Source organism: Alteribacter salitolerans, from assembly GCF_016901055.1.
In the GTDB taxonomy this organism is placed as follows: domain Bacteria; phylum Bacillota; class Bacilli; order Bacillales; family Salisediminibacteriaceae; genus Alteribacter; species Alteribacter keqinensis.
Genome location: NZ_JAFEUX010000003.1, coordinates 238,284 through 252,089 on the forward strand (window position 1 = coordinate 238,284; position 13,806 = coordinate 252,089).

Below are 13,806 nucleotides of genomic sequence, written 5' to 3' on the forward strand. Positions count from 1 at the left end.
ACAAAAGTGCCCCTCAATGCGAACGCTTGAGGTGGGCACTTTTGTTTTTTTTGTTTTGGCTATGTTAAAAGATTATTGTTGTTTTAAAAAGTTGATTGCAGCGAATGCGTCCCCGCGGGCGAAAGGAGCGGAGATCAACATTAACAGAGCCTTGTTTTTTAAAATGCGGAAGCTTCTAACCATTTAGGGTTATCCTAAAGGCGGATGTTCCGTCCCCTGAAATACACAAAAGAAAAGGAAGGGAACGTAATGACAAAATATATCTTCGTAACCGGTGGAGTAGTATCTTCTCTTGGAAAAGGCATTACCGCGGCATCTCTCGGCCGTCTTCTTAAAAACCGAGGCCTGAAAGTGACGATCCAGAAATTTGACCCATACATCAACGTGGACCCGGGAACAATGAGTCCGTATCAGCACGGGGAAGTTTTCGTTACAGGCGACGGTGCTGAAACGGATCTTGACCTTGGTCACTACGAGCGCTTTATTGATATTAACCTGAATAAAAATTCCAACGTAACAACAGGTAAGATTTACTCCAGTGTCCTGAAAAAAGAGCGCCGCGGAGATTACCTTGGCGGAACCGTACAGGTTATCCCCCATATTACCAATGAGTTGAAAGAGCGGATCTTCCGTGCAAGCAAAGACGGCAGCCCGGATGTTGTCATCACTGAAATCGGCGGAACAGTCGGGGACATTGAAAGCCTGCCTTTCCTTGAAGCCATCCGTCAGATCAAGAGTGACGTGGGTGTGAGAAACGTAATGTACATTCACTGTACACTTATCCCTTACCTGGCAGCTGCAGGGGAAATGAAGTCAAAACCGACCCAGCACAGTGTAAAAGAGCTCAGAAGCCTCGGTATCCAGCCAAACGTAATCGTGGTTCGTACAGAGCGCCCAGTACCTGAAGACATGAAGGATAAAATTGCCCTTTTCTGTGACATTGAAAAGGAGGCCGTTATTGAAGCGCGTGATGCAGAAACACTATACGAAGTTCCTCTTGAGCTTCAGCGTCAGAACTTCGACGACTATGTCTGCAACTACCTTGATCTTCCGAAAGCAGAAGCAAACATGGACGAGTGGAACGCTCTTGTTGAAAAAGTAACAAACCTGTCAAAGAAAGCAACCATTGCTCTCGTAGGTAAATATGTTGCCCTTCAGGATGCTTACCTCAGTGTGGCGGAAGCTCTGAAGCACGCAGGATATAACTTTGATGCAGACGTTGACATCAAGTGGATCAACTCAGAAGATGTGACACGGGAAAATGCTGCCGAGCTTCTTGGCGGTGTGGACGGCATCCTTGTACCGGGCGGATTCGGTGATCGCGGTATTGAAGGTAAAATTGCAGCAATCGAATACGCGCGAACGAAAAATGTTCCATTCCTCGGCATCTGCCTTGGTATGCAGCTGGCCAGCGTGGAATTTGCAAGACACGTTCTCGGTATGGAAGGGGCTAACTCAGCTGAGCTGAACCCGGGTACACCATACCCTGTTATTGACCTTCTTCCGGAGCAGAAAGATGTGGAAGATTACGGCGGAACGCTTCGTCTCGGTCTGTATCCGTGTAAGCTTCAGGAAGGCACAAAAGCGTATGAAGCATACGGTGAACAGGTTGTTTACGAACGCCACCGTCACCGTTATGAGTTCAACAACGAGTACCGTGAGCAGATGGAGGAAGCCGGCTTTACATTCTCCGGGACCAGCCCGGACGGCCGCTTAGTGGAAATCGTGGAGCTTAAGGATCACCCTTACTTTATCGCGTCCCAGTTCCATCCGGAATTTATCTCCCGTCCGACCCGCCCGCAGCCGTTATTCAGAGACTTTATCGATGCGAGCCTGAACAATAAGTAAAAGAAAAAGCTGATCTTTTTTGGGGGATCAGCTTTTTTGTGTGCCAGGGTGGCGCAGTTTCAGGGAATTTTTTTGTTTTCAGGAATCGGGCCGTTGGAATAAGAAAAAAAGGTGTATTTTCAGGAATCTGCACCCACACCCGCACTGCCTGCTTACAACTACCCGCGGTTCTCTGCAAGAATTTCTTCCGTCGTAAAGTAAAGATTGTAATACGCATAAAGGGCGATTAGGAGCTTAGGCTGACCAACCCGCTCACCCCGTTCGTTCGGAACGAGTCCTTTTTTTACCCCTAAATCAATTGAAACATCGGTCAGGTTCTCCAGGGACGGTCCGTCTTCGTCCCGTTTTTCTCCTGTGAAAACGGCAATCGTCTGGATTCCCCGTCCTCTCAGGCTGTCAGCAATCATGCAGCAGGCAGCTTCGTTTGGAGAAGGACTAAAAATGAGGACCGTATCCATTTCATCAAGCTCATGTAGCCGGCCTTCTTCAACGGCAACAAGGTTCTCAAAACGATCCACGCCCTTAATCGCCTGGGCGAGGACCCCTTCCATTTCCCCGGTGGCAAACATGCCTATTTTTCCATTGGTGATAAGGCTCTGGGCAATGAGTCTTGAGCCGTCTTCGAAAGCTTCTTCGTATGTATCATTCATTTTGTTGAGCAGCCCCTGAAGCTGCGTGGAAAAGATTTTTTGCATCGTGAAATCATGCTCCCTTCATTTTTCTACTATATGAAATTGTAAATTAACTGTAATGTTTACTGCTGTTAATAGAGTGGTACATTGTGTACAGATGTGTCTTTCCCCGGAAGACACATGTCCGCGAGGTTCGCACATGCGTCACAGGTTGCATCAGTGCAGACGGAGGTTATAACGAACCTTCCTTATTCAGTATAAGCAACGAAGGTAAAAAAAAACAACGCATATGCTGACAGAAAAGAAGGAAGATCCTGTCTTCTTAGCGAAGATAATTAGTTGTATGCAAAAGTAATGTTTGGCGTGGGAGAAACTATTGAGAGGGGGAACCCGAGTGAAGAAGAAGCTGCTTATTGTAGATGATCAATATGGCATACGTGTCTTACTTCATGAGGTATTTGAAAAAGACGGATTCGACACATACGACGCTTCCAACGGAAAACAAGCGCTTTCGATTGTGAGAGACAAGAATCCTGATCTCGTGCTCCTGGATATGAAAATTCCCGGGATGGACGGGCTGGAGATTTTAAGAGAGATGAAAAAAATGGGTGTGGAAACAAACGTCATTATGATGACGGCTTACGGCGAGCTTGAAATGATCAATGAAGCAAAGAAGCTGGGTGCGCTGGCCCACTTTGCAAAGCCGTTTGATATTGACGAGGTTCGTGAAAAGGTAAAAGAACATTTGATGGTGTAATGACTGGGCTGTATTCGTAAAAAAGCACCGGCTTGCGGGCCAGTGATGTTTCAAGAAGCTGTGATCCATCGATTAACACATTTATTCTGAATAGAGGATGAAATTTTAACGGGTTATGCTATAATGGACAAGTGAATCAACCCGTTGGGATGACTTTTCTCGTGAAGAATGCTGTGATATACCGAAAGGATCATGGCTTTTTGGTACGAGCTGATAAGGATGTAAGTGAAAAGCTGCGTCTGCAAACGTCCGAGTACAAATGGTAAGGATAAAACACACTCCGGTGGTAAATAGTATCATTATCGTTTGTATTCTTTTAATTACTTACACATTCCAAGGGCTGATCATAATGCTCGTGATTTCAAAGGAGGATATTTAGAATGCCTTTAGTATCAATGAAGGAAATGCTGGAAACAGCAAAAGCAGAAGGGTACGCAGTTGGACAGTTTAACCTGAACAACCTTGAGTTCACCCAGGCAATCCTACAAGCAGCACAGGAAGAAAACTCTCCGGTAATCCTCGGAGTTTCTGAAGGAGCAGCACGTTACATGGGAGGCTTCGTAACTGTTGTTACAATAGTTGAAGCTCTTATGGCTGAGTATGAAGTAACGGTTCCTGTGGCCATTCACCTTGACCACGGTTCAAGCTTTGAAAAATGTGTGGAAGCGATATATGCAGGATTCACTTCTGTTATGATCGACGGATCTCACCATCCGCTTGAAGAAAACATTGCGGTAACGAAAAAAGTTGTTGATGTAGCCCACGCGCTCGGAATTTCTGTAGAAGCTGAGCTTGGCCGTATCGGTGGTCAGGAAGATGACCTGATTGTTGACGATGCAGAAGCAGCTTACGCAATCCCGGCTGAGTGTGACGAGCTGATCAGAGCAACAAACGTTGACTGTTTTGCTCCGGCACTTGGATCTGTACACGGTCCTTACAAAGGTGAACCAAACCTTGGATTCGACCGCATGAAGGAAGTATCTGAACTAACGGCAGTACCACTTGTTCTTCACGGTGGAACAGGCATTCCGACAAAAGATATCCAAAAAGCGATTTCTCTTGGAACAGCTAAAATCAACGTGAACACGGAAAGCCAGATTTCATCGGCTAAAGCCGTTCGCGAAACACTTGCTAACGATGCTGAAATGTATGACCCGCGTAAATATATGGGACCAGCCCGTGAAGCAATCAAAGAAACAGTTAAAGGCAAAATGCGTGAATTTGGTTCTTCCCAAAAAGCGTAATGATACAGACAGTTGGCTGCGGACAAGCGTCCGCTTCCAACTTTCTTTTTCAACATGTTCGCCTGAATCTTCAGGAAATCGTAAGCGCTAACATAATGTACAGCTGGAAAGGTGGACGCCCAAGTGAGATTTTTTATTGATACGGCTAACATAGATGAGATTAAAAACGCACATGAATTAGGTATTCTATCTGGTGTGACAACAAACCCTTCCCTTGTAGCAAAAGAAGGCGTTGATTTTCATGATCGATTAAGAGAGATTACGAGTATCGTAACGGAAGGCTCCGTGAGTGCAGAAGTGATTTCCACGGAGGCGGAAGGGATGATCGAAGAAGGTAAGGAGCTTGCTGCCATTGCCCCGAACATCACGGTGAAAGTACCGATGACACTTGAGGGACTGAAGGCAGTACGGACGTTTGCAGACCTTAACATCAAAACCAATGTGACTTTGGTATTTTCAACAAACCAGGCCCTCCTGGCTGCCAGAGCCGGTGCAACCTATGTGTCACCGTTTCTCGGAAGGCTCGATGACATCGGTCACGACGGACTGGAATTAATCAGTGCCATTGCAGAAGTTTTTGATATTCATAGTATTGATACTGAGATTATTGCGGCATCCGTTCGTCATCCTGTCCATGTAACAGAGGCGGCAATGAGGGGCGCCCATATTGCCACGATTCCCCACAAGGTGATTGCACAGCTTGCATCACACCCGTTAACGGACGCAGGAATCGAAAAGTTCCTGAGCGACTGGGAAGAAGCGAACGCATAAGCTGAGCGTTACAAAAAACAGGCACCTTTTTCTCCGGGTGCCTTTTACGTTTTCTTTAAAGAAAGACGATACTTTTTTTCCGTTGAATGGTTATAATGGGATAAAAGTAAGGTTGGTTTATAACACCTACGAATAGAAGGGAAGCTGAATATGGAAAAGCTTTTAATTGAAGGCGGACATTTACTCGAAGGCACAGTGCCCATCAGCGGAGCAAAAAACAGTGCGGTGGCTCTCATTCCTGCAGGGATTTTGGCCGATTCCACTGTAACAATTGATAATCTGCCTGACATTTCAGATGTTGGCATCCTGGCAGAACTCCTTGAAGAAATCGGCGGAAAAACCGAGCTGGATGGCGACACACTGACAATACATCCGGAAAATATGTTTGCCATGCCTCTGCCAAATGGTCATGTAAAAAAACTTCGGGCCTCTTATTACATGATGGGGGCTATGCTGGGAAAGTTTAAAAAAGCCGTTATCGGTCTCCCTGGAGGATGTAACCTGGGTCCCCGCCCGATCGATCAGCATATAAAAGGCTTTGAAGCGCTCGGCGCAAAAGTAACCAATGAACAAGGGGCGATTTACCTTCAGGCGGACGAGCTTACAGGAGCCCGTATCTATCTTGACGTTGTAAGTGTTGGTGCGACCATTAACATCATGCTTGCGGCTGTAAAAGCAAAAGGGCGTACCGTTATTGAAAACGCAGCGAAAGAACCGGAAATCATTGATGTAGCCACCCTTCTCAGCAACATGGGTGCGAAGATCAAAGGGGCCGGAACAAACGTTATCCGCATCGATGGTGTGGAACATCTTTCTGGCTGCCGTCACTCCATTATTCCCGACCGCATCGAAGCAGGAACGTTTATGCTTGCTGCGGCAGCGATGGGGCGTTCTGTGATTATCGATAACATCATCCCGTATCACCTGGAGTCCCTTACAGCCAAACTCCGTGAAATGGGTGTGAGAATCGAGACAAATGATGACCAGGTCTTTATTCACGGAGCAAACAGCGATCTGACCGCGGTAGACGTAAAGACGCTTGTTTACCCAGGGTTTCCGACAGACTTACAGCAGCCGTTTACGAGTCTTTTGACCAAAGCCCAAGGATCGAGTATGGTCACAGACACGATTTACAATGCCCGTTTTAAACACATTGATGAACTCCGCCGCATGGGCGCAGACATCAAAGTGGAAGGACGATCTGCCCTGGTTAACGGCGGAAAACGTCTTGAAGGAGCACGGGTCCGTGCAAGTGACCTGCGTGCCGGAGCAGCCCTTGTTATTGCCGGTCTTATGGCAAACGGGGTTACGGAAATAACCGGTGTTGAACATATCGACCGGGGTTACTCGAACCTGGAAGAGAAACTGAAGAATCTCGGGGCCACGGTGTGGCGTGAAACCCTTGATACGAAAGAGGAAGAAGAAGTAAAAAGCTCGTCATAATACCATCAACAGACTTGGGGGAGAGGTTTATGGAAAGAAGCTTATCAATGGAACTTGTCCGTGTAACAGAAGCAGCAGCACTCGCATCTGCACGCTGGATGGGAAGAGGAAATAAAGAAGGGGCCGACCAGGCAGCAACAGAAGCGATGCGTGATGTATTTGACACCGTGCCGATGAAAGGGACTGTCGTTATCGGAGAAGGGGAAATGGACGAAGCACCGATGCTTTATATCGGTGAACGTCTGGGGAACGGATACGGTCCCCGCGTCGATGTGGCGGTTGATCCTCTTGAAGGAACGAACATCGTAGCAAGCGGAGAATGGAATGCCCTTGCAGTCATTGCGATTGCAGACAAAGGAAATCTTCTTCACGCACCGGATATGTACATGGAAAAAATAGCAGTCGGTCCTGAATCCGTAGGTAAAGTGGATCTCGATGCACCGATTATTGATAACCTGCGAGCAGTAGCAAAGGCGAAAAATAAAGATATAGAAGATCTCGTTGTTGCGATTCTGAAGCGCGAGCGTCATGCGGCAAAAATTCAGGAAATCCGTGAAGCAGGAGCAAGAATCAAGCTCATGGGAGACGGAGACGTGGCGGCTGCGATCAACACGGCCTTTGACGACACAGGTGTAGACATCCTCCTCGGTTCAGGTGGCGCCCCGGAAGGCGTTCTGGCAGCAGTAGGACTCAAATGCCTCGGCGGTGAAATTCAGGGTAAGCTTCTCCCAAGTAACGAAGAGGAACTGGCCCGATGCAAGAAGATGGGGATCGATGATATAAACCGTGTCCTGATGATGGACGACTTGGTGAGCGGCGATGACTGTATTTTTGCAGCTACAGGTGTAACGGACGGTGAACTGTTACAAGGTGTCCGGTACCACGGCCACACAGGTCATACCCAGTCTATGGTTATGAGAGCAAAATCAGGTACTGTCCGATTTATTGATGGTAAACACAGTCTTCAGAAGAAACCGGATCTCGTCATAAGGTAAACCCCAAATGCCTTAAAAGGTCAAACAGAGCACCTTTTAAGGCATTTTCTTATTTTACTTCCTTTTTCAACGGGTTTAAAAACAGCCCGCTTCGTAAATAATGATTCCAGTAAAATCTTTTTCTTGAAACAGTGCCTGTTTCTGATTAGAATAGAGAGTATCTACGTTGATCCTGACGAAACATTACCCAGTCCCTGCGTAAACGTTCTGTTTACCCAAACCTCAAAGTGCACTCCGTTTTTACCCTTCTGCGGTCATTTCCTAACACATTTAAAACTGATTCCAATGACCTTTTGAATGGAAAGTAAACAGCCGTCCCGGCATTCGTCTGCTTATGTCTTTTTGTGCAAAACCCGTATGCCCTGACCGGACAGGACTGCAAAAACATAATTATAATTTTAGTAAAGGTGTGATTAATGGTATGGGAGTCACCTTATCTCAACTGGAAAATATGAAACTTAAAGAACTTTATGAAATGGCCAAGCATCATAAAGTCTCTTACTACAGCCAATTAACAAAAAAAGAACTTATTTTTGCTATCTTAAAGAAGGCGGCAGAGAGTGAAGATCTTATGTTTATGGAAGGGATTCTTGAAGTTATCCCGACAGAAGGATTTGGTTTTCTTCGTTCAAACACCTACAAGCCGAGCTCACAGGACATTTATATTTCAGCCTCTCAGATTCGCCGCTTTGAACTCCGTAACGGAGACAAGGTAGCGGGTAAAGTACGGAAGCCAAAAGAGAATGAGCGTTATTACGGCCTTCTTCAGGTAACGGCAGTGAATGGACAGGACCCGGACCTTGCGAGAAGCCGCCCTCACTTCCCGCAGCTTACACCGTTATATCCTGAACAGAAAATGACACTGGAGTACGATCCGCGCATGGTCGCTTCCCGTGTGATTGATATGATCGCTCCGGTCGGTTTTGGTCAGCGTGGTATGATTGTAGCTCCTCCGAAAGCCGGTAAGACCCTGCTTTTGAAAGAAGTAGCGAACAGCATTGCCGAGAATCACCCGGATCATGAACTGATTGTTCTTCTCATTGACGAGCGTCCGGAAGAAGTAACGGACATGGAACGTTCTGTTAAAGGAGAAGTTGTCAGCTCTACATTCGATGAAGTACCGGAAAACCATATTAAAGTAGCAGAACTCGTTCTTGAGCGTGCCATGAGGCTTGTGGAGCATAAAAAAGACGTGGTTATTTTAATGGACAGCATCACCCGTCTTGCACGTGCGTATAACCTTGTTATCCCACCAAGCGGCCGTACCCTGTCCGGCGGTATTGACCCGGCCAGTTTCCACCGTCCGAAGCGTTTCTTCGGTGCTGCAAGAAACATTGAAGAAGGGGGAAGCCTGACAATTCTGGCTACTGCTCTTGTAGATACCGGCTCCCGTATGGATGATGTCATTTACGAGGAATTTAAAGGAACAGGTAACAGTGAGATACATCTTGACCGCAAGCTTGCTGAACGCCGTATCTTCCCTGCGATCGATATTCGCCGCTCCAGCACCCGCCGCGAAGAACTGCTTCTTCCGAAAAAGCAGATCGACAACCTGTGGGCCATGAGAAAAACGATGAACGATCAGCCTGACTTCCTTGAGGCCTTCCTGAAAAAAGTGAAGCAGACGAAGACGAACGAAGAATTCTTCAGCTCTTTTGAACAGGAAAAGACCGGAAAAGTAAGGATTAAGTCGTAAAAAAGGCGTCGCTCCTGGTTTTGAACGAATTTGTAGTTTTTTAAACAGCTGTTGCAAATTAAACAGCATCTTGATATAATTTCGTCATATGCGAAAATCCTTGTACTCATACGTGCGTGCAGGAATTAAACTCTGATTCGAAAGATTCAGGGCGGAAGGAGATGAAAAGAATGAAAGCAGATATCCATCCAAAATACCAAAAAGTTGTATTTAAGGATACAAGCACTGGCTTTATGTTCTTAACGGGTTCAACTAAAGGTTCAGCTGAGACAGTTGAGTGGGAAGACGGTAACACGTACCCAGTAATCAACGTCGAGGTTAGTTCTGATTCTCACCCATTCTACACTGGTAAACAAAAGTTTGCCGATGCAGGTGGCCGTGTGGACCGTTTCAAGAAGAAATACAACCTTTAATCAACTGGATAATAAAAACAGGCAAGGATTTGTTCTTGCCTGTTTTTTTTGCCCGGATTCAGGGCCTTTGTATAAGTGTCCTGGATAAACATCCGATGCGGGGCGGACGAAGATCCGGTTATCCGCAGCGGTTTGAACTGGATTAAATGGAAAACCTCCGTTTTTTTCCCTCAAAACATCAATTCTTCTCAACGATCTGTATCCGGGCGATACAAAGCGTAAAGGCCGTAAAAAGGTACAATAATCGACTAAATAAGACGTTGAGTTTTTGCCTGAAAGGGTAATATAATGGGGAAAAGTGTCAATTGGAACCGGCAGTCTGCCGGACGGTTTACATATACAGAAGGTTAAGTAGGGAGCTGTTTTTGATGAATTTAACAAGAAGAGAAGGATGGCTGGAAGTTGTATGCGGCAGTATGTTTTCCGGAAAATCGGAAGAACTGATCCGCCGGGTCCGCCGTGCCAGCTTCGGGAAATTAAAAGTACAGGTGTTTAAGCCTGCTCTTGATAACAGATACAGTGAAGAAGAGGTCGTATCCCATAATGGAACAAAGGTGACGGCACTTCCAATCAAACGTTCCACAGACATGCTGGATCGGCTTGAGAATGGAACCCAGGTGGTTGCCATTGATGAAGTGCAGTTCTTTGACGAAGACGTTCTGGATGTTGTGCAGACCCTGGCGGATGAAGGGATTCGCGTCATTTGTGCGGGACTTGATCAGGACTTCCGCGGCGAGCCGTTCGGCTGTATGCCTCAGCTGATGGCAGTGGCCGAGACTGTAACGAAGCTTCAGGCGATATGCCTGTCGTGCGGTTCTCCTGCAAGCCGTACCCAGCGCCTGATCAACGGAAAGCCTGCTTCCTACGACGACCCGATCATTCTCGTAGGAGCATCGGAATCCTATGAGCCCCGCTGCCGCCACTGCCATGAAGTGCCGGGCAGACCGGCTCCTTCTTATGAAAAACAGACAGTGGAGACAACAACGATGTAAATAGAGAAACCGCGGTACCTTTTCTGAGGGGCCGCGGTTTTTTAGTTAGGTGCAGAGTGGGGGTGAGTGGCTAAACGTAAAAAAGGGTGTGCTAAGTGTAAAAACCGCCGTGCTAAACGTAAAAATGCTGACGGGAAATGTAGAAACCGGTTGTTTAACCGTAAAATGACCGGTGCTAAGTGTAAAATGCCTCCAATGTTACTGATCAATCTCCTTAATCACCCGGGCTGGGTTTCCGCCTGCAACCGTATTTGCCGGCACGTCTTTCGTAACGACCGCACCGGAAGCGATAACGGCATTGTCTCCGATGGTTACGCCGGGATTAATGATGGCACCGCCGCCGATCCAGACGTTGTCGCCGATCGTGACAGGCTTACCGAACTCTTTGCCCGAGTATCTCCCTTCCACATCGAGAGGGTGGGAAGCGGTGTAAATATGTACGCCGGGAGCGAGCATGCAGCGTTTTCCGATCGTCACGGGACAAACATCAAGAATCACACAGTTGAAATTGGCGTAGAACTCTTCTCCCACATGAATGTTAAAGCCGTAATCACAGCGGAAGTCCGGTTCGATATATAGTTCGTCACCTGTAGACCCGAAGAGTTTTTTCAGGAGCGTTTCTTTCATATCGTAATCGGTTTCGATTAACTGGTTAAAATGCCTTGTGATGGCCCGGGCATCTTCCCGGCCTTTCAATAATTCAGGGTCCATTGGTGAATACATCTCACCGGCAATCATTTTTTCTTTTTCACTGCGCATCGTATCGACTCCTAATAAATGACTTCCACCCTTAGTTTAAGCACTTTTGTACGTCCGGGCAATGCTGAATTTTGCCCATAAAATCATCGCGCCGTGAAGACTAAAAGAAGGCGTGTTTGGTTATGCTACTGGATAGGAGGTGTTCATCATGAAACTCATCCTTAAGAGCCTCGCCCTTGTCATGCTTTTGGTGACTGTGGGATGCTCTGATATGGATACACCTGATGTAGAGAGCATGAACAAGCCAAATGAACCGAATCATCCTTTTCAGCGTAACGTTGCACATGGACTGTTCGGACCGGGCCCTGCAAATTATGGTGCCATTAATGAAATGAGACAACCGCAGCATACAGATCATAGAGAAAACGTAAACGGGCTCAGCTACCGGGATCCGTTGTCAGCGCGCCAGACGATTGGTGAAGATCAGGATATGATGGAAAACGTCATTTACTCCACGCCGGGTGTAACACCGGGAATGATTCTTCTGAACGGGGCTCATGCATGGGTAAACATGCAGATTGACAACGACGGTCTTACCCAGAAAGAGAAAGACGCAAAAGTCCGGGAAGTGGAAGAAAAGCTGAAGGCCGCTAACCCTCGCTATGAGTACCGAGTTGTGGTCAATGATTTCAGGTAAGGTGTAAACATTGCTCCCCCATAATAGTTAATATAAATCAAAAAAGGCACCTGCCAGCCAACAGGTGTCTTTTTTGTATTTGCGGGGGACGGATAGGGGCGGAGGTTTATGGAGAACTTTTATGGTTTTATGGAGAGTTTCGGGCTGTTTATGGAGAACTTCAGATGGTTTAAGCAGAGTTTGGCCCGGTTTATGCAGACTTTTCGTCCGTTTAAAGAGAATTCGTCAAAATTAGACATTTTTCACGCAATGCGCTATCTCCTACTTCATCCGTCTGGCCGCCTGCTGCACAGGATCCCATACTCCGTTGTATGGAGGGGCGTAGCTCAGGTCAAGATTTTCAATATCAGCCATGGTCATGCGGTGATACAGCGCCGTTGCTGCCACGTCAATCCGCTTGTCCACGCCGTTTTTCCCGACGGCCTGAAGTCCGAGAAGGTGACCGGTATTTTTGTGGCTGATGACCTTTAACAACAGCGGTTCGTTGCCCGGATAGTACCCAGCGTTGGAGTGTCCTTCAAATTCAAGTGTTTCAAAGTCAAAGCCAAGGTCCTCTGCTTCTTTTTCCCCGAGTCCGGTCTTGCCTACTGTCAGGTCAAAGAATTTCACGATTGATGTACCGACGATTCCCTGAAAAGGCTGGGAGCCGCCGCTCATATTAATACCGGCGATCCGGCCCTGTTTGTTGGCATGCGTTCCGAGAGGCTGGTAATCGTTTTTCTCTTTAATCCGGTGGTACTGGGTTGCACAGTCACCGGCTGCGTAAAGGTCTTCCACGTTTGTTTCCATATAGGCGTTGACGATAATGGCGCCGTTTTCGCTTGCGTGGACCCGTGTGTCATCAATCATACTCGTGTTTGGTTTTACCCCGATGGCGACGATGACCAAGTCTGTAGAGTACGTTTTGCCTCCTGTCACGACGGACTTTACCCGTTCTTCACCTTCAAAACGTTCAACTGACTCACCGGTAACGACTTCAATGCCGTGACGTGCGGCTTCGTCTTCAATTGCTTTACTGATTTCTTTGTCGTAAACCGAACCGAGACGGGATGCCTGGTCAATGATGCGCACCTTTTTTCCTTTTTCCACAAGGTTCTCCGCCATTTCAAGGCCAATGTAGCCGCCTCCGATAACGGTAACATCGGAGGCGTTTTCCAGGTCGTCAACGATAGCTTCCGCATCCGGAATCGTCTTAAGGGTATGGACACCTTCCAGTCCCGTCCCTTCAAAAGGAGGGACCACTGGCGCGGCACCGGTTGCTACAAGACATTTGTCATATGAAATTTCAAACGACTCCCCGTTTTTTAGATTGGTTCCGAAAACACGCTTTCTTTCGGTGTCGATCTTCGTAACTTTATGATAAACCCGGGCGTCAATCCCGTATTCTTCTTCAAATGTATCCCGGCTTCGTGCGATCAGGTCATCACTGGATTCCGTGAGGCCTCCAATGTAATAAGGCAGGCCGCATTGGGCGTATGAATAAATACCACCCATTTCAAGTGTTGTAACCTTTGCTTTTTTATCTGTGCGGACAATCTGCATGGCTGCACTCATGCCTGCTGCATCACCGCCGATAATTACGTAGTTCATTCTATGCTCCTCCTCATCTATGACTGCAT

General features: G+C 47.1%; 13 protein-coding genes. 10 read left to right on the forward strand and 3 right to left on the reverse strand.

Annotated elements, in window-relative coordinates:
• Nucleotides 1–249 precede the first annotated feature (249 nt).
• Nucleotides 250–1,848: a CTP synthase gene (locus JSY36_RS07315; RefSeq protein WP_205165876.1), complete on the forward strand. Its 1,599-nt coding sequence runs from the start codon at nucleotides 250–252 to the stop codon at nucleotides 1,846–1,848.
• Nucleotides 1,849–2,006: 158 nt separating this feature from the next.
• On the opposite strand, the gene JSY36_RS07320 is transcribed toward JSY36_RS07315, so the two are convergent.
• The gene (locus tag JSY36_RS07320; RefSeq protein WP_205165877.1) at nucleotides 2,007–2,543 is read right to left on the reverse strand and encodes a DUF2529 family protein; all 537 of its coding nucleotides are present in this window, start codon (nucleotides 2,541–2,543) and stop codon (nucleotides 2,007–2,009) included.
• Nucleotides 2,544–2,874: 331 nt separating this feature from the next.
• Between JSY36_RS07320 and JSY36_RS07325 the strand changes: the two genes are divergently transcribed.
• The 8 genes from JSY36_RS07325 to JSY36_RS07360 all read left to right on the forward strand — a co-directional run bounded on the left by JSY36_RS07325 (nucleotide 2,875) and on the right by JSY36_RS07360 (nucleotide 10,791).
• A complete protein-coding gene (locus tag JSY36_RS07325; RefSeq protein ID WP_122899647.1) occupies nucleotides 2,875–3,237 on the forward strand; it encodes a response regulator in 363 nt (120 codons plus the stop codon).
• A 380-nt stretch (nucleotides 3,238–3,617) separates the two neighbouring features.
• Nucleotides 3,618–4,481: a class II fructose-1,6-bisphosphate aldolase gene (fba, locus tag JSY36_RS07330; protein ID WP_122899645.1), complete on the forward strand. Its 864-nt coding sequence runs from the start codon at nucleotides 3,618–3,620 to the stop codon at nucleotides 4,479–4,481.
• A 123-nt stretch (nucleotides 4,482–4,604) separates the two neighbouring features.
• The gene (gene fsa / locus JSY36_RS07335; RefSeq protein ID WP_205165878.1) at nucleotides 4,605–5,252 is read left to right on the forward strand and encodes a fructose-6-phosphate aldolase; all 648 of its coding nucleotides are present in this window, start codon (nucleotides 4,605–4,607) and stop codon (nucleotides 5,250–5,252) included.
• Between the two features lie 150 nt (nucleotides 5,253–5,402).
• A complete protein-coding gene (locus JSY36_RS07340) occupies nucleotides 5,403–6,695 on the forward strand; it encodes a UDP-N-acetylglucosamine 1-carboxyvinyltransferase (RefSeq protein WP_205165879.1) in 1,293 nt (430 codons plus the stop codon).
• A gap of 29 nt (nucleotides 6,696–6,724) precedes the next feature.
• Nucleotides 6,725–7,690 (forward strand): class II fructose-bisphosphatase, encoded by a 966-nt coding sequence (glpX, locus tag JSY36_RS07345; RefSeq protein ID WP_205165880.1) that lies wholly within the window; start codon nucleotides 6,725–6,727, stop codon nucleotides 7,688–7,690.
• Between the two features lie 421 nt (nucleotides 7,691–8,111).
• Nucleotides 8,112–9,386, forward strand: a complete 1,275-nt coding sequence (gene rho / locus JSY36_RS07350; RefSeq protein ID WP_205165881.1) for a transcription termination factor Rho — start codon at nucleotides 8,112–8,114, stop codon at nucleotides 9,384–9,386.
• Nucleotides 9,387–9,556: 170 nt separating this feature from the next.
• Nucleotides 9,557–9,799: a type B 50S ribosomal protein L31 gene (locus tag JSY36_RS07355; RefSeq protein WP_122899635.1), complete on the forward strand. Its 243-nt coding sequence runs from the start codon at nucleotides 9,557–9,559 to the stop codon at nucleotides 9,797–9,799.
• Nucleotides 9,800–10,167: 368 nt separating this feature from the next.
• Nucleotides 10,168–10,791 (forward strand): thymidine kinase, encoded by a 624-nt coding sequence (locus JSY36_RS07360; protein WP_183163886.1) that lies wholly within the window; start codon nucleotides 10,168–10,170, stop codon nucleotides 10,789–10,791.
• 198 nt (nucleotides 10,792–10,989) lie between these two features.
• Here the strand turns inward: JSY36_RS07360 and JSY36_RS07365 are convergent, their stop codons facing one another.
• Nucleotides 10,990–11,550, reverse strand: coding sequence for a sugar O-acetyltransferase (locus tag JSY36_RS07365; RefSeq protein WP_205165882.1), 561 nt, complete (start codon nucleotides 11,548–11,550; stop codon nucleotides 10,990–10,992).
• Nucleotides 11,551–11,698: 148 nt separating this feature from the next.
• On the opposite strand from JSY36_RS07365, the gene JSY36_RS07370 reads away from it, so the two are divergent.
• A complete protein-coding gene (locus JSY36_RS07370; RefSeq protein ID WP_122899630.1) occupies nucleotides 11,699–12,187 on the forward strand; it encodes a hypothetical protein in 489 nt (162 codons plus the stop codon).
• 261 nt (nucleotides 12,188–12,448) lie between these two features.
• Here JSY36_RS07370 and JSY36_RS07375 read toward each other — a convergent pair whose 3' ends face one another.
• Entirely contained in the window at nucleotides 12,449–13,777 is a 1,329-nt protein-coding gene (locus JSY36_RS07375; protein WP_205165883.1) for an FAD-dependent oxidoreductase, read from the reverse strand.
• Between the last annotated feature and the right edge of the window lie 29 nt (nucleotides 13,778–13,806).